Below are 16294 nucleotides of genomic sequence, written 5' to 3' on the forward strand. Positions count from 1 at the left end.
GGAGGCGGGACATGATCACAAAAAAACTCCTGCTCGCCGGCATGGCACTGACACTGGCAGCCTGCGGCGGCGGTGGCGGCAGCGAACAGAGCGTGGACTTCGACACCTGGGTGGAAGCCGAGGTGTTCTACACCTACCCCTATGAAGGGCAACGGGACGTGGCGCCCCGCGCCCCGGTGGTGGTGCGCTTCTCCGAGCCGGTGGAAGTGGACGCCGGCAACTTTACCCTGGAAGGCCCGGACGGGCCGGTATCGTTCAGCGTGGCCAGCGTCGACGGCGGGCTCAGCGCCGTGCTCACCCCGGATCAGCCGCTGGCGCTGAAGAGCGACTACACGCTGACGCTTAACGACATCCGCACCGACAACGGCGAGCCCTCGCTGCCCGGTGACGCACTCAACTTCACCACCCGCCCGGCCCTGCAGGGCCCGTTCGAGTTGCGCAGCAGCGAGGACAGCTTCGAGGTGGTGAGCGTTAACCCGGACGACGCCGAGGTACCTTTCCTGGACTTCTCCTCGGTGAACCTGCGGCTCTCGCAACCGGTGGACCCGGACTCGCTGGTATACGGCCAGACCATTTCCCTGACCCAGAATGGTGAGGTGATTCCCGCCACGCTGCTGGTGGATGGCCGCTACATCACCATCGACCCCACACCACAAAGCGAAGGTGGCGAGGACCAGGTGGAGCCGGTTCAGGCCGGCACTACCCTGACCCTGACGCTGACCAACCAGGTCCGCAACATCAAAGGCCAGGCGCTGCCCGCCTACACCCGGGAGTTCATGCCCCGGGACACCACGCCGCGTTCCATGCTGGCCCAGAAGGCCGACCCGGCGGACACTCAGCTGGGTTGCCTGGACGATGGCGTGCGCACCTCGCCGATCACCGGCGACGCCATCAACTGCGTGCCCCTGGTGGCCAAGCTGCTGGGTGACAACACCGTCTCCAAACAGCAGGGCGATGTGTACGCGGAGCTGGCGTTCGCGCCCAATTTCCCGGACAAGACGCCGCTGCGCATCCCGCGCGGCTCACTGCTCAGCGGCGACCCGCTGGACGTGAACATCGGTGGCGCGGTGCCCGCCGGTTTTGATTCCGGCGATGTCACCGTCACCTTCCTGTCCGATGCCAACGGTTACCTGCTGCCGAATCCCTATTCCGATGACGCCGGCGCGCCCAAGCAACTGCGCCTGACCATGGACGTGGCCTTCGACACCAAGACCCAGAAGGCCAACGGCGCCTTCAACCAGAACCTGCTGCAAGTGGAACTGGTGGGCTATGCCTTCACCGACCTGGAAAAAGGCAGCCTGGTGGTGGACGCCGTGGGCATGGTCGAGCCGCGCGTGCTGGGCGTCGAGAACGCCTACGGCATGCTCAGCTTCCACATGGAATCCTACCCGGACCAGGAAAGCGCGCCGGAGCAGCCGCGTAACCTGGATGCGCCGCAGATCGCCACCTGGATGCCCGGTGACGAGCTCGGTAAGCAGCGCCCCGGCGACCCCATCATCCTGACCTTTGATGAACCGCTGGACCCGATGTCCGTGGCGCCGGGTACCGACCTCACGCTCACCGCCGGCGGCGTGGCGGTGCCGTTCGATTATTACCTGGATGGCGTTTCCATCGTCATCAAGCCGGAGCAGCCGCTGGCCTACGGCACCAGCTATGAAATCGGCGTCACCGACGGCATCACCGACACCGCCGGCAATCCGACTCAGCCGTTCACCCGCACCTTCACCATGCCGACCTATGAAGGCAGCGGCCACCCGGCCATCGCCACCACCACCTACCCGGGCTTCCCCTGCGCGGCGGACAAAACCACCTGGGACATCGCCGCCGGCGACCACGGCCAGTGCCGGGGCGGCGAGGGCGACGACGATCACATGCCGGTGATGCCCATGCCCGGCCAGCGGCCCATCGTGGTGCAGTTCTCCCAGACCATGCTGGAAGAGAGCATCCAGGTGGGTGAAACCTGCGACACCGGCAGCTTCCGCGTGGAGAAAATCGCCGAGCCCGGCCAGGCCCCCCAGGGCACCGTGGACGGCAACAGCCGCACCCAGTACACCTGCCTGGACACCGTGCCCGGTGAGCTGGAATACGCCGGTCGCAAGATCACCTTCACCCCGGACCAGCCCTGGGAAGACGGCGCCACCTACCGCTACGTGCTGATGTCCGAGAACCAGGACTTCAGCGTCGACGACTGCACCAGCGGCGCGGCCATCTGCACCGAGGACAACGGCCCCCTGCAAACCGCCGTGCTGGAAGCCCCGGACGACGACATGGGCGGGCCCAACCTGGAGCTTTACTTCACCGGTGCCCCGGCGGACAACAACGTCTTCCAGGAACTGCGCAACCTGCCGGTGAACGACACCAACCACGACTTCGTGCACCAGGACAGCGAGCCCCAGGCCCAGGAAAGCCCGGCCGGCTCCGGCGAATTTCCGCCGCCAGCGAACAGCACCGAACTGTTCGTGAAGGACACCGGCGGGCTGCTGCTACAGGCGCGGGTCGGTTGCGACTACAGCGATGACGATTGCCCGGCGGACAAGTTCATCCACGTCACCGCCGACCTGGACGTGCAGGTGCTCGGCTACGACGCGGACGAGGACGCGGTGAAGGTGAACATCTACCCGACGCTGCTCAAGACCTCCACCGTGGACGTCTACGCGCAGATCCTGCTGGCGATTATCCCGATCAAGGAAACCATCGCCACGGGGCCGCAGATCATGCGTATCCGCTATGAGGACGACGGCAACGGCAACCGCACCCAGCCGGTCACGGGCTGGATTCGCGAAACCCCGGACGGTCCGATTTTCGAGACCAACCTGGACATTTACCTGTCGGCGCCGTACCTGCAGCCCACGGCCGCCGGCTTGCCGCTCTCCCACGACCTCTACAGCTATCCGCTGAGCCTGCATCTGGTCGGTGACGTCACCTTCCTGGAAGACGGCCGCCTGCAGATCGAGCAACGCAATCAGGTCGAGCAGGACGTGGAAGTGGGCATCAGCCTGGACGACGCCGGTGTGCTGCGGGCCGCCAGCATGACCCTCGGCATCCCCGAAGGCGGGGTGTTCCTCAACTACGTCTCCGCGCCGATCAAGAACTGATCGGCCCGGCATCGCGGCTGAAGCCGCTCCTACAACCCCGTAGGAGCGGCTTCAGCCGCGATCATCGCCGGCACCACGCCAACCCACCGTAGGAACCGCTTCAGCCGCGACCACTCAGCGCCGCTTCAGGCTCCATCCCCATCCGGCCAGCAGTATCACGGTCAGCGCCACCCACCCCAGCACCACCGCCATCACACCGCTTTGCAACGGCGGAAAACCACCATACTCAAGACGCACCTGGTGGATCGCCAGCGGCACCGACGCCACCACCACCAGCAACGACACCACCACCGCCGCCCCGGTACCCCGCCAGCGGTGCTTTTCCCGGGCCCGCTCGGAGCGCGCCAGGCGACGCGCATGCATCCAGGTGCCGGTGAGAATCAAACCGCACAGCAGCAGCCCGAACACAAACCACAGCAGCTTCACCGGCAGCCCGGCGAAGTCGCCGAAGTGCAGCGGGTCGGCGGTCTCCGACCAGCGCCAGTAGGCGGGCAGATCGCCGGCGTTCTGGCTGTACAGCGGCGCGCCGCTGCGCGCGTCCAGATAGATCAGGTTGGCGCGCGGCCGCACCAGCAGGTCATCGGCCTCGCCCTCGGCGTAGAAACGGTCCGGCCCGGGGATCACCGTGGTCAGGCGCAGAGCCGGGCGCAGTGCCCGTGCCCGGTCCACCAGCGCCGCCACCGACAGCGGCGGCCGTGACGGATCGCTGTCGGGTTCGGCAATACGGTGGGCCGCCATTGCCGTGGGCCCGGCGTAGGCGAACAGACCGTCGCCCATATCCAGGCGCGCCCGCTCCACGCCGTACCACAGGCCGGTGACGCCGATGATCAGCACGAACCACAGGCTCCACAGCCCCACGAATTTGTGCAGCTCGCTCCACAGGCCCGGCCCGCGCCGCCAGCGCAACGAAAAGAAGCGCCGCCACCAGCGCCGGTAGAACAGCAGCCCGGCCACCAGCGACACCAGCAGCGTCACCGCCAGCGCCGCCACCAGATAGGTGCCCCATTGCGTGGGAATATAGAAGCTGCGGTGAAACTCCCGGAAGAAGCGCTGCACCGTGAACGGGCTCGCCTCGCCCTGCACCTGGCCGGTGGCCGGCGTGATGAACAGCAGGCGCCGTTTGCCATCGGGCCGCTGGATCATCGCTTGGGCGGCGCCGTGGTCATTGAGCGGCGCGCGCAACCCCAGCAGCCGGGTGTCCGGGGCGTAGGCGTGCACGCCGGCCTCCCAGGCCGCCCAGTTGTCGGGACCCGGCGCCGCCTGCGCCCGGGCGGCGGGCGTGGCCAGCCAGTCCAGTTCATGGGCGATCACCGCGAAGGTGCCGCTCCAGCACAGTATGAATAGCAGTAAACCGGTGATCACGCCGGTGAAGCTGTGCACCCGGAATGCTGTTCGCGCCAGGGAAGCCACCGATCAGAATTCCAGTTTGACCCCGCCGAACACGGTGCGCGGGTTGCCCACCGAGATCCGGTAGGAGCCGCCGGAGGCACTGTAGTATTCCTCGTCGGCGAGGTTCTTCACGCCCACATCAAAGCGCAGCCGTTCCCGCTGGCTGAGCGGCAGGTAATACCAGGCGCCCACATCCAGCACCGTGTAGCCGTCCATCTCGAAGCTGCCGGCGCTGTCGCCATAGCGATCGCCGGCGTAGGAGACGCCGCCGCCCAGGCCTAGCCCCCGCAGCGGCCGCGCGGCGGTCTGGAATTCGTAGCTGGCCCACAGGCTGGCGGTGGTGGTGGGCACATTGGCCGGGCGGTTGCCGTCATCGTCGTCATTGGTGACCTGCTCGGCGTCCACCACGCCCACGGCGGCGCGCAGGTTGAAGCCGTCCACCGGGTTGGACACCAGCGAGACCTCCGCGCCCTGGGAGGTCTGGCCGCCGTTCAGCACCGGCTCGCCATTCTCGAACTGCACCACGTTGTCTTCTTCCAGATCGAACAGCGACACGGTCAGGAAGTGGCGGTCATCGAGCAGGTGCCACTTGGCGCCCACTTCGTACTGGCGGCCTTCCCGAGGGTCCGCCTCGGCCACCCGGGTCTGGCCGATAAAGATGCTCTGCGGCTCGAAGGTGTCCGCGTAATTGAAGTACAGATTGAGATCCCGGGTCACCGACCACATCAGCCCCAGCCCCTTGGTGAGCTTGTTCTGGTCGCCGGATCGGGCGTCGGTGACGCCGCCGGCGAGCAGATCACGGCGGTGGAAGTCGGTTTCGAACACCTCGTAACGCAGCCCCAGGGTGGCGGTGAGCGAGGGCAGCAGGGCCACATCCGCCAGCGCGAACACGCCTTGGGATTGCACCTCGGTATCGAAATAGAGGCCGTTTTGCGGGGTGCCGATGTCGTTGACCAGATCGAAGGCATCGGGATCGTTCACCGTGCCCCCGGTTTGCAGCGCACCGGTGTAGTTCTCCCACTCATGGGTTTCGCGGCGGTATTCCACCCCGGCGGCCAGGTCCACCGGCAGGGTGGTGGGCAGCGAGCCGATCAACTGCGAGCGCAGAAACACGGAACGCCGCTCCCGGTTCTCGTTGCTGCCCATGCGCCGGGTCAGCACCCCGCTGTCGGACACGTTGACCACCTCGGCGCGCACATCGTCACCGCCCTCGCGGGAATAAAACAGGGTACTGTCCAGATCCCAGCCGCTGCCACCCAGCGGCAGCAGGTTGTCGATCTGCACCAGCTGGTAGTGCTCGTCACGCTCGTTTTTCACGTTGCCGTCGTAGCGGGCGTCCCGGTCCACGTCGGCCACCCGCCGGCGGTCGCCACCGACCGGCACCGTCACCAGGCCCCGGTCGATCTCGCGCTGGTCCTCGGAATACTCATGGTTCACCGACAGGCGGAAGCCGGACGGCGTTTGCCACAGCAACGAGGACGACAGGAATTTGCGGTCCACATTGGTATCTCGGAAGGTCTCGCTGTCTTCCAGTGAGCCGGTAACGCGGTAGGCAAAGGTGTCGCTGCCGGCCACCGGGCCGGTGGTGTCGGCGGTGAAGCGGCGCTGGCCGTGCTCGTCGAAGGCGGTGGAGAGCGAACCCTGACGCTGGAACGAGGGCTGCTTGGTCTGGATGTTGATCAGCCCGCTGGGCGCCATGCGGCCGATGTCCGCCACCGGGCCCTTGAGAATCTGGATGCTGTCCACGGTGGCCGGGTCGATGCGGCTGTCGGTGACGAACGGCACGCCGTTGCGGTAGAAGTTGTCGTTGCGCGCGAAACCGCGCACCACGGCGTGCTCCCGGGTGCCGCCGTAGCCGTCGCTGACGGTCACGTTGGGGGCCAGGCGGAACACCTCGGCCAGCTCCCGGGACTGCTGGTCCAGCAGCAACTGCTCGGGAATCACGTCCAGGCTGCGCGGCACGTCCGCCACGTCCTTGGGCAGACGCAGGGCGCTGTCCGCGTAGCGGCTTTCGTAGCGGCTCTGGGCGGTGCCGGTCACCGCCACCGGCGCCAGGGTGTGGCCCTCGCCCACGGGCTCCAGGGTGAGCCCGCCGTCGTCGGTGAGCCGGTAGCGCAGGCCGCTGCCTTCAAGCAGTTGCTCCAGGCCCGCCGGCACCGTGTAGCGGCCGCGCAGGCCGGGGCTTTGCTTGCCGCGCGTCAATTCACCGTCGGCGGACAGCAGCAGCCCGGCCTCGCCGGCGAAGCGGGACAATACCGTGCTCAGCGGCCCCGGCTCGATGGCGTAATCACGGGCCTGGGTTTGCGCGGCGACGGTGGCGGCGGTCTGCGCCTGCAACGGCGAGGCAAGCAACAAGGCTCCCAGCAGGGGCCAGGAGCGGGACAATGGACGTAACGCCATGGGGCGATCCTTTTTTCCGGATTCGTATGAAAGGGTTCAAGGACCCAGCCCCGTGAAACCCAAAAAGGGGAACCACAGCACCAATATTGATCCGTAGGAGCGACCGGGCGGCGTACCGCTTCAGTTGCGATCCCCCGCTATCCAGCCATCAACCGGCCCGGGACACCGACACCCACCAGGGCGTCAGAAAGGTCACATCCACCGGCAGCGCCTCGGGCAGGGAGCGCAGCACCCGGCCGGTGTCCGCCAGGGGGAAGCTGCCCACCAGGCGCAGCCCGGCGGCGTCCGGGTCGCAATGAATGACGCCGCGCCGGTAGCGGGACAGTTCCTCCAGAAATTCCCCCAGGGGCCGATCGTCGGCGACCAGCATGCCGCGCTCCCAGCCGGCGCCGCCGTGGCCGGCCAGCGGCGTGGCCGCCGCGCAATGCCGGGCGTCGAAGTGGCGTTGCTGGCCGGCGGCCACCACGGCACCGCGCCCCGGCGCGTCGGCGGGGGCCAGGGCCACCCGACCGGACCACACCGCCACCCGGGTGCCGGTGTCGGTGAGGCGCACGCCGAAACGGGTGCCCAGGGGACGTGCCGCCCCGGCGGCGGTGAGTACCGTGAACGGGCGCGGGTCGGCGGCGGTTTCGATCAGCACCTCCCCGGCCAGCAGGCGCAGGCGGCGGTGGTCGGCGCTGTAATCCAGGTCCACGGCGGTGTCCGTGTTGAGCCAAAGGCGGCCGCCATCCGGCAGGGGCTGCTCGCGGATCTCGCCCACGGTGGTGCGCAGATCCGCCCGCCAGAGCGGCGCCCGGGACCAGGCCAGGCCACCGCTGGCGGCGAGCACCGCCAGCCCGGCGCCGCCCTTGAGAAAGCGGCGCCGGCTCCGGCCCGCCGCCGACAATGCACGGCGGGCGGGCGCGGCGGGCAGGGTGCCCAGGCGCCGGTCCAGATCCGCCAGACGCCGCCAGGCGCGCCGGTGGCTCTCGCTGGCCGCCAACCAGGCCCGCCAGCGCTGGCGCTCGGCCTCGGACACCGGCTCGTCGCCGAGGGTGGCGAACCACTCCGCCGCCTCGGCCAGTACCTCGTCGGGCAGGGCCGGGTCGCTCCCGCTCACCGCCCGTCGCCCCGGTTGTCCAGGCGCAGATACTGCAGCGTGGCCCGGGCCATGTACTTCTTCACCATACGCTCGGAGATGCCCAGCCGCTCGCCGATCTCGGCATAGCGCAAACGATCAAGCCGCGACATCAGAAATACCCGCCGGGCCTTGTCCGGCAAAGAGACCAGGAAGGCGTCCACCTCATAGAGGGTTTCCATCACCAGGTGGTGCTCCTCGGGGGACGGCGCCAGCGCTTCCGGCCGCTGGCGCAGTGCCTCCAGGTAAGCCTGTTCGATATCCCGGCGGCGCCAATGGTTGGCCAGCAAGCCCCGGGCAATGCGCCCCAGATAGGCGCGCGGGTGGGTCAGCCCCAACGGATCCTGATCGCGGCTGAGCAGCCGCAGAAAGGTATCCTGGGCCAGGTCGGCGGCGGTTTCGCTGCAACCGGAACGGCTGCGCAACAGATTGTGCAACCAGCGGTGATGGTCCCGGTAAAGGGCATCCAAGGCATCCCGTTGGCGGGATTGGGCGGACCGCATGGCGTCACGCTCCCGGAGCAGGAAAATAAAGGGCGAACTGTGGCGGCGGGCAGTATAAACGAGAACTATTCGCGAATGAACGCCGGCGCAAGAACAAGCAGGAAACCCGCCGGCGGAGGCGACCGCCCGGTCAGTCCCCGCCTAGGCGCCGTGGCCCGCGTCCGTTATCCTTCACCCCTGACAATCAATGGGTCGGATTCGGCGCCCCGCCGCCCCGGCCCACGGACCTGGAGCCCGCATTCCCATGGGTCATCGCACACCCCTTTATGACGCCCATCTCGCCGCCGGTGCCAAGATGGTGGACTTCGGCGGCTGGGACATGCCCATCCACTATGGCTCCCAGCTCGAAGAGCACCACACCGTGCGCCAGAGCGCCGGTATGTTCGATGTCTCCCACATGACCGTGGTGGATGTGGCCGGCAACGACAGCCGCGCCTACCTGCGCCACCTGCTCGCCAACGACATCGACAAGGTGGGCGAGGGCCGTGCCCTCTACACCTGCATGCTCAACGAGCGCGGCGGCGTGGTGGACGACCTGATCGTCTATAAAGGCGCCGACCAGTTCCGTCTGGTGGTCAACTGCGCCACCCGCGACAAGGACCTGGACTGGATGGAAGGCCAGGCCGGCGGCTACGCCGTGGACATCCGCGAACGCCCGGACCTGGCCATGATCGCCGTGCAGGGCCCCGAGGCCCGCGCCATCCTCGAACAGCAGCTCTGCGACGCCGCCGGCAAGGCGGTCCGCGAGATGCCGTTCTTCGGCTTCGAGACCGTCGGCGAATGGCTGATCGCCCGCACCGGCTACACCGGCGAGGACGGCGCCGAGATCATCCTGCCCGGCGGCAAGGCCCCGGAGCTCTGGCAGCGCCTGCTCGACGCCGGCGTGCGGCCCATCGGCCTGGGCGCCCGCGACACCTTGCGCCTGGAAGCCGGCCTCAACCTCTACGGCAACGACATGGACGACGACATCACCCCGTGGGAAGCCAACCTGGGCTGGACCGTCGCCCTGGACGACGCCGAGCGGGACTTCGTCGGCCGCCGCGCCCTGGAACGGCACAAAGAACGGGACCATCCGGTCATGCGCGGCCTGGTGCTCCAGGACAAAGGCGTGCTGCGCCCCCACCAGACCGTGCACACGCACTCTGAAAATGGGGAGGGCAAAGGCGAGACCACCAGCGGCACCTTCTCGCCGACCCTGGGCCAGGCCATCGCCCTGGCGCGCCTGCCCGCCGGCACCACCGGCACCGTGGAGGTGGAGATACGCAACAAGCGATTGGTGGCTCAAGTGGTAAAGCCGCCGTTTGTGAAAAAAGGCCAGAGTTCTTATAAACCCGTGTGAACACGCTGGCACGCTACACGCTTGCACGCACCACGCTTTTGGGCGTGCCAGCGTGAAGCGTGCCAGCGCGCAAGCGTCTTTAAAGGAGAAAACAATGAGCGAGATTCCTGCCGAACTGCGCTACCGCGACAGCCACGAATGGGTCCGCGTCGAGGACGACGTGGCCGTGGTCGGCATCACCGACCATGCCCAGGACGCCATGGGCGATCTGGTGTTCGTGGAAATGCCCGAAGTGGGCGTGGTGTTCGCCGCCGGCGACGAAGCCGGCGTGGTCGAATCCGTGAAAGCCGCCTCCGACATCTACGCCCCGGTCTCCGGCGAAGTCATCGCCATCAACGAGGCCCTGGAAGACGAGCCCGAGCTGGTCAACAACGAACCCTACGCCGGCGGCTGGCTGTTCAAGATCAAAATGGCCGACAGCGGCGAGCTGAAAGAAATGCTCACCGCCGACCAGTACCAGGAACAGATCGACAGCGAATAGACGCGGCTTGGGCCGCGTCGCCTGACGCTGGACGCCTGACGCCGGACGCAAACACCGCCGTCCTGAGCGTCTTGCGTCCGGCGTCAAGCGTCCGGCCCGTCGTTAACCGTCGTGACCATTCCGTTGACCACCTAACCATCCGGTAACGCCTCCCATGCCCTACATCCCCCATACCGAAGACGACGTCCAAGCCATGCTGGCGGCCATCGGCGCCGACAGCATCGAACAGCTCTTCGATGAAATCCCCGCCCACCTGAAAGCCGGCCACGCCCTCGACGCCCTGCCCGAAGGGCGCGGCGAGATGGAAGTGACCCGCCTGATGGCGGAGCGCGCCGAACAGGACCGCTTCGCCCTCAGCTTTATCGGCGGCGGCGCCTACGCGCACCACATCCCGGCGGCGGTATGGGAAATCGCGACGCGGGGCGAGTACTACACCGCCTACACGCCGTACCAGGCGGAAGCCAGCCAGGGCACCCTGCAGGTGATCTACGAATACCAGACCCTGATCGCCCGCCTCACCGGCATGGACGTCTCCAACGCCTCGGTCTACGACGGCGCCTCCGGCCTGGCCGAAGCGGTACTCATGAGCCTGCGCGCCAACCGCAAATCGAAAAGCCGCAAGGTGCTGGTGCCGGAGGCGCTTAACCCGCGCTACCGCAGCGCCTGCGAGGCCATCGTCCGCAACCAGGACGTGGAGCTGGTGTCCGTGCCGTTCTGCAACGACGCCGGCCAGACCTTGGTGGACGGTCTGAAAGAACATGAAGGCCAGGACTTTGCCGCCCTGGTGATCAGCCAGCCCAACTACTTCGGCAGCCTGGAAGACGTGGACGCCCTCACCGACTGGGCCCACGCCAACGGCCTGCTGGTGATCGCCGTGGTCAACCCGACGTCCCTGGCGCTGCTCACGCCCCCGGGCGAATGGGGCGCGGAAGGCGAGGGCGCCGACATCGTGGTCGGCGAAGGCCAGCCCCTGGGCATCCCGCTCAGCTCCGGCGGTCCCTACTTCGGCTTCATGGCCTGCACCCAGAAACACGTGCGCCAAATGCCCGGCCGCATCATCGGCCGCACCATCGACCTGGAAGGCAAGCAAGGCTTCACCCTCACCCTGCAAGCCCGCGAGCAGCACATCCGCCGCTCCAAGGCCACCAGTAACATCTGCACCAACCAGGGCCTGGCCATGACCGCCGCCACCATCTACACCTCGCTGCTCGGCCCCGACGGCCTCGCCAGCGTCGCCGGCCACTGCCACGCCAACACCCAGAAGCTGGCCGACAAACTCTGCGCCCTCGACGGCGTCGAACGCGCCTTCACCGCCCCGGTGTTCCACGAAGTGGCCCTCACGCTGCCGCAAGACGCCGACAGCGTGCTCGCCCGTCTTGCTGAGAAAGACATCCTCGGCGGCCTCAGCCTCGCCAAGGACTTCAAGATGAAGAACGCGATCCTGGTGAACGCCACGGAAGTCCACACCGAAGGCGACCTTGATCTGTTTGTGGCCGCGATGAAGGAGGTTTTGGCATGAGCAACGAAACCACGCTGATCTTCCAACACTCCCGTCCCGGCCGCAGCGCCACCGCGCAAGCGCCCAAGCCCGTGAGTGAAGACCAACTCGCCGCCATCCCCGCGCACCTGCGCCGCAAGCAAAAACCCGGCCTGCCGGAAGTGGGCGAGCTGGAAGTGGTGCGCCACTACACCAACCTGTCGACCAAGAACTTCGCCATCGACAAGCAGTTCTACCCGCTCGGCTCCTGCACCATGAAATACAACCCGCGCGGCGCCAACCGCGCGGCCATGCTGCCCGGCTTCCTCAACCGGCACCCGCTCGCCCCGGCCACCCACAGCCAGGGCTACCTCGCGTGCCTGTACGAACTGCAGGACTTCCTCAAGGAAGTCACCGGCATGAAAGGCGTGTCACTGGCCCCCATGGCCGGCGCCCAGGGTGAATTCGCCGGCGTCGCCATGATCCGCGCCTACCACGAAGCCCGCAACGACGACGCCCGCACCGAAATCCTCATCCCCGAAGCCGCCCACGGCACCAACCCGGCCACCGCCACCATGTGCGGCTACAAAGTCCGCGAAGTCCCCGTCAACAAAGACGGCGACGTGGACCTGGAAGCCCTCAAGGAAGCCTGCGGCCCGCAAACCGCCGGCCTGATGATGACCAACCCGTCCACCTGCGGCGTCTTTGAACGGCAAATCGAAGCCATCAGCAAAGCCGTCCACGACGCCGGCGGCCTGCTCTACTACGACGGCGCCAACCTCAACGCCATCCTCGGAAAAGTGCGCCCCGGCGACATGGGCTTCGACGTCATCCACATGAACCTGCACAAAACCTTCGCCACCCCCCACGGCGGCGGCGGCCCCGGCGCCGGCCCGGTCGGTGTCTCCCAACGCCTGCTCGACTACCTGCCCACCCCCATGGCCGGGCAGGACGAAGAATCTGGCGACTACCACTGGATCGACACCGACACCCTGCCCACCAGCATCGGCCACCTCAGCGCCTTCATGGGCAACGCCGGCGTCCTCCTGCGCGCCTACTTCTACGCCATGGTGCTCGGCCGCGAAGGCATGATCCGCGTCGGCGAATACTCTACCCTCGCCGCCAACTACCTGCTCAAACGCCTCGAAGCCATCGGCTGCCAGCCCGCCTACCCGGACCGCCGCGCCAGCCACGAATTCATCCTCACCTTCGCCAAACTGGCCAAGGACCAACACGTCACCGCCCTCGACATCGCCAAGCGACTGCTCGACTACAACCAGCACGCCCCCACCATCTACTTCCCGCTGCTGGTGCCCGAATGCTTCCTCATCGAGCCCACCGAAACCGAAACCAAGGAAGCCATGGACGACTTCGTCGACGCCATGGAGCAGATCCTCAACGAAGCCAACACCGACCCCGAGACCGTCACCCAGGCGCCGTTCACCCAGCCCGTGCGCCGGCTGGACGATGTGAAGGCGGCGAAGGAGTTGGATTTGGTTTGGGGTGAGTGATGGTGGGGTTTTAAGGGTTAGTTAGTCGTTACTACTTGAAGGGGCCTTTTCTGGCCCCTTTTTTGTGTTTGCGCGGCAGGCTATCGAGTGTGGCTCAGGAGTTTGCGCCGCGCTGGCTGTGGACGTATAACAATAAGCCGCCAAACGTGGCCGAGAGCAATCAAACCCAAAAAAGTTAGCTTTGTAGGCTACTTTACTTCTGAATACCATAAAAAAATTAGGCGCCGCCCTATAAAAGGTAGCCAAATATGGATGTTAACTTAAGGATTACCGACAAGACGAAGCAATCTTTTACGCTAAAGACCTCGGAGGAGGTGCGCTCATTTCTGGAAGCTGAGCGTCGATTCTGGAACGAAAAAAAAGAAGAGCTCGGTAATAAGCTCGACAAAGCACTGACATCAGTTCCGGAGCAGATCTCGTCTTTCCTGGAAAAGATGAATTCCTTAGAAAAAGCAGAGCTCGCAGAGCCCGGGAAGTACAATATCACCCAGCTCAAGCAGGTATTTGAGAGAGAAAAAGATGCGTTTAAAGGCTGGATGATAAAAAACTGGGTGTACAGAGGTGGCGCTTTTGTCGAGGCAATGCTGGCCGCCTACAAGTATTCCCAGGCGTCAGGGAATGCGTTTCGTGATTCAATGATTAGTGATCAAGCTCAAACGGTAGGGAATCCGCCGAGCTTTGATTCCTTCACCGGCGTTCTGATGGCCTACGAATATCGCCTACAAGACCGATCACATCTGGTAAAGCGCCGTAAAGCAGAGAAGAAGTCGTTTGAGACGCTAAGAAAAGATCTCGAAGAAGAACGCAACAAACTAGTAGTGGAAATAGCGGAATTTCGCAATGAGATTGACAGCTGGCGAAGCGGAACAGAGAGTAGCTTTAAAGAGTGGTTCGACCGGATGCAGAAGCAGACTGCCGATTGGTTCACTCATTACAGAGAAGATTCTATAAAGTCTGTAGCAGCGCATTCGGAGCTATTTAAAAGCATGGCTGACTATGCTGTCGAGCGTAACAAGGAGCTGGAGGCGCTGTATCGGGAAAAGCTTCGACTGGAAGCTCCTGCTAAGTATTGGGCGGACCGGGCCGGTGCCCTCGGACGCCAAGGTAAAGGCTGGGCCAGGTTGCTAATACTTTTTTCTCTGCTGCTATCCGTCGCCGCAGGTGCTTTTTTCTGGGAATGGCTAACGAATAAATCCGAAATTCCATTCGGCCTGCACAGTTTGCAAGGCGTCGCTCTGTTCGGGGCCTCCGCTGCGGCAGCCGTTTTCCTGGTCCGCGTCCTCTCCAGATTGACATTCAGCTCCTATCATCTACAGCGTGACGCAGAGGAAAGAGAGCAGCTCTCCCACCTTTATCTGTCCTTAATCAACGAAGGGGCTCTGGATACTAAGTCCAGAGACATCGTTCTCCAGGCTCTTTTCAGCCGCTCAGATTCTGGTCTGCTCGGCGGTGACCATGGGCCCACGATGCCCAGCCCCGCAGATGTCATTGCGGGTGTCTCCAGGGTAAAAAATTGATATTTTTCAGTAAGTTAAATGCCAGCCGCCTCATGCAAGGTTGTCAACTTAAGGTTGACAACCTGTCGTTGATATCGCACCATGTCAAGCACGACTCCCCCCTCGCAGGGTCATTAAGTTGGCTGCTGCTTGGGGCGGGAAAACCGCCTTCTGGGCGGTTTTCTCATTTCTGGGGCACCGAATTTTACCGGAGCCCCGCTGCATGAAAACCATTATCTATGTAGACGGCTACAACCTATTCTACGGCTGCCTAAAACATAGCAAGGATAAATGGCTGGACATTCAGAAGCTGTTATTCGAGCGCATTGTTCGCGTCCAAGACCCCGGCTCCGAGCTTGTTTGCATCAAATATTTTACTGCTAGTATCCGGGCCAAAATTGCCACGCACGGGCAAGACGCCGTGACTGCCCAGCAGTCATACCATCGAGCTTTGGAAGCGCTGTACCCTTCCACAGTGGAAATCATCAAAGGTTATTACAGTCTGGAAAAGGCTCGCCTGCTTGAATATAGGCAGCCACCTGATAAGTCCCGCCGAGTCGCTGTATGGCGTCTTGAGGAAAAGGAAACGGACGTCAATATGGCTTTGGAAGCCTATCGTGACGGCCTCAAAGCTGGCGTTGATCAGCTGGTGTTTGTTTCGAATGACACAGACTTGGCTCCCGTTGTGAAAGCCCTGAAAGAGGACCTCGGCGGACGGCTCCAATTGGGTGTTATTTTTCCTATCAGGGACCCAAAGTCATTCAATGGGCATCGCCCGGGAAATAAGAGCCTCAGCAAGTTTGCAGACTGGACTCGGCATCACATTACCGATGTTGAGCTTTCGCAATCACACCTTCCCGACCAGATACCGACAAGAAAGAAGCCAATCAAGAAGCCGGATTACTGGTAGATCACCCAGTTTGCCAAGCTGCCCATCCGGACCGCCGCACCAGCTACGAATTCATCCTCACCTTCGCCAAACTGGCCAAGGACCAACACGTCACCGCCCTCGACATCGCCAAGCGCCTGCTCGACTACAATCAGCACGCCCCCACCATCTACTTCCTGCTGCTGGTGCCCCAGTGCTTCCTCATTGAGCCCACCGAAACCAAGAAAGTTATGGGCGACTTCGTTGCCGCCATGGCCAAGATCCCGGAAGAGGCCAACACCAACCCGGATACCGTCACCGGAGCGCCGTTCACCCAGCCCGTGCGCCGACTGGACGGTGTGAAGGCGGCGATTTGGTTTGGGGTGAGTGATGGTGGGGTTTTAAGGGTTAGTTAGTCGTTACTATTTAAAAGCGAGCTTATCTGGCCCTTTTTGTGGTTAAGCGACAAGCGAACACAAGTGTTGACTATGATGCCTGACACGTTCTAAAAAGTGGTTGCTGTTCTGTGAAGATATTCGGCACATATCACTAAAATTGGGAGGTTCGACATGGCGGTTAAGCACATATACGAAGAAGGCAAAGTCCACAAAGGGCAAA

The 16294-nt window shown here is 64.3% G+C and carries 12 protein-coding genes and 1 pseudogene; 9 read left to right on the plus strand and 4 right to left on the minus strand.

Annotated features, from left to right (window positions below; all coding sequences use genetic code 11):
- Positions 1-11: 11 nt before the first annotated feature.
- On the plus strand, positions 12-3095 hold the full coding sequence (locus JF515_RS16605; protein ID WP_203105578.1) for an Ig-like domain-containing protein: 3084 nt from the start codon (positions 12-14) through the stop codon (positions 3093-3095).
- Positions 3096-3209: 114 nt separating this feature from the next.
- Here the strand turns inward: JF515_RS16605 and JF515_RS16610 are convergent, their stop codons facing one another.
- The 4 genes from JF515_RS16610 to JF515_RS16625 form a co-directional block, all read right to left on the minus strand.
- Positions 3210-4505, minus strand: a complete 1296-nt coding sequence (locus JF515_RS16610; RefSeq protein WP_203105579.1) for a PepSY domain-containing protein — start codon at positions 4503-4505, stop codon at positions 3210-3212.
- Positions 4506-4508: 3 nt separating this feature from the next.
- Positions 4509-6884, minus strand: a complete 2376-nt coding sequence (locus JF515_RS16615) for a TonB-dependent receptor (RefSeq protein ID WP_203105580.1) — start codon at positions 6882-6884, stop codon at positions 4509-4511.
- A 148-nt stretch (positions 6885-7032) separates the two neighbouring features.
- Positions 7033-7983, minus strand: coding sequence for a FecR domain-containing protein (locus tag JF515_RS16620; protein ID WP_203105581.1), 951 nt, complete (start codon positions 7981-7983; stop codon positions 7033-7035).
- Complete coding sequence (locus JF515_RS16625; protein ID WP_203105582.1) at positions 7980-8504, minus strand: sigma-70 family RNA polymerase sigma factor; 525 nt, start codon at positions 8502-8504, stop codon at positions 7980-7982. The genes JF515_RS16620 and JF515_RS16625 overlap by 4 nt, the downstream gene beginning before the upstream one ends.
- 244 nt (positions 8505-8748) lie before the next feature.
- On the opposite strand from JF515_RS16625, the gene gcvT reads away from it, so the two are divergent.
- The 8 genes and pseudogenes from gcvT to JF515_RS19490 all read left to right on the plus strand — a co-directional run bounded on the left by gcvT (position 8749) and on the right by JF515_RS19490 (position 16092).
- On the plus strand, positions 8749-9843 hold the full coding sequence (gene gcvT, locus JF515_RS16630; protein ID WP_203105583.1) for a glycine cleavage system aminomethyltransferase GcvT: 1095 nt from the start codon (positions 8749-8751) through the stop codon (positions 9841-9843).
- Positions 9844-9937: 94 nt separating this feature from the next.
- On the plus strand, positions 9938-10324 hold the full coding sequence (gene gcvH, locus JF515_RS16635) for a glycine cleavage system protein GcvH (RefSeq protein WP_203105584.1): 387 nt from the start codon (positions 9938-9940) through the stop codon (positions 10322-10324).
- A 154-nt stretch (positions 10325-10478) separates the two neighbouring features.
- On the plus strand, positions 10479-11843 hold the full coding sequence (gcvPA, locus tag JF515_RS16640) for an aminomethyl-transferring glycine dehydrogenase subunit GcvPA (protein ID WP_203105585.1): 1365 nt from the start codon (positions 10479-10481) through the stop codon (positions 11841-11843).
- Positions 11840-13312 (plus strand): aminomethyl-transferring glycine dehydrogenase subunit GcvPB, encoded by a 1473-nt coding sequence (gene gcvPB, locus JF515_RS16645; protein ID WP_203105586.1) that lies wholly within the window; start codon positions 11840-11842, stop codon positions 13310-13312. Before gcvPA ends, gcvPB begins: the two co-directional genes overlap by 4 nt.
- Before the next feature lie 248 nt (positions 13313-13560).
- Positions 13561-14829, plus strand: a complete 1269-nt coding sequence (locus tag JF515_RS16650; RefSeq protein ID WP_203105587.1) for a DUF6161 domain-containing protein — start codon at positions 13561-13563, stop codon at positions 14827-14829.
- Positions 14830-15031: 202 nt separating this feature from the next.
- Entirely contained in the window at positions 15032-15718 is a 687-nt protein-coding gene (locus tag JF515_RS16655) for an NYN domain-containing protein (RefSeq protein ID WP_203105588.1), read from the plus strand.
- A 71-nt stretch (positions 15719-15789) separates the two neighbouring features.
- Positions 15790-15918 (plus strand): annotated as a pseudogene (locus JF515_RS19710) (hypothetical protein); the annotation flags it as partial.
- Positions 15919-15927: 9 nt separating this feature from the next.
- Entirely contained in the window at positions 15928-16092 is a 165-nt protein-coding gene (locus JF515_RS19490; protein WP_238401132.1) for a hypothetical protein, read from the plus strand.
- The last annotated feature ends 202 nt before the right edge of the window (positions 16093-16294 follow it).

It is taken from the genome of Alloalcanivorax marinus (assembly GCF_016785095.1).
Classification (GTDB): Bacteria; Pseudomonadota; Gammaproteobacteria; order Pseudomonadales; family Alcanivoracaceae; genus Alloalcanivorax; species Alloalcanivorax marinus_A.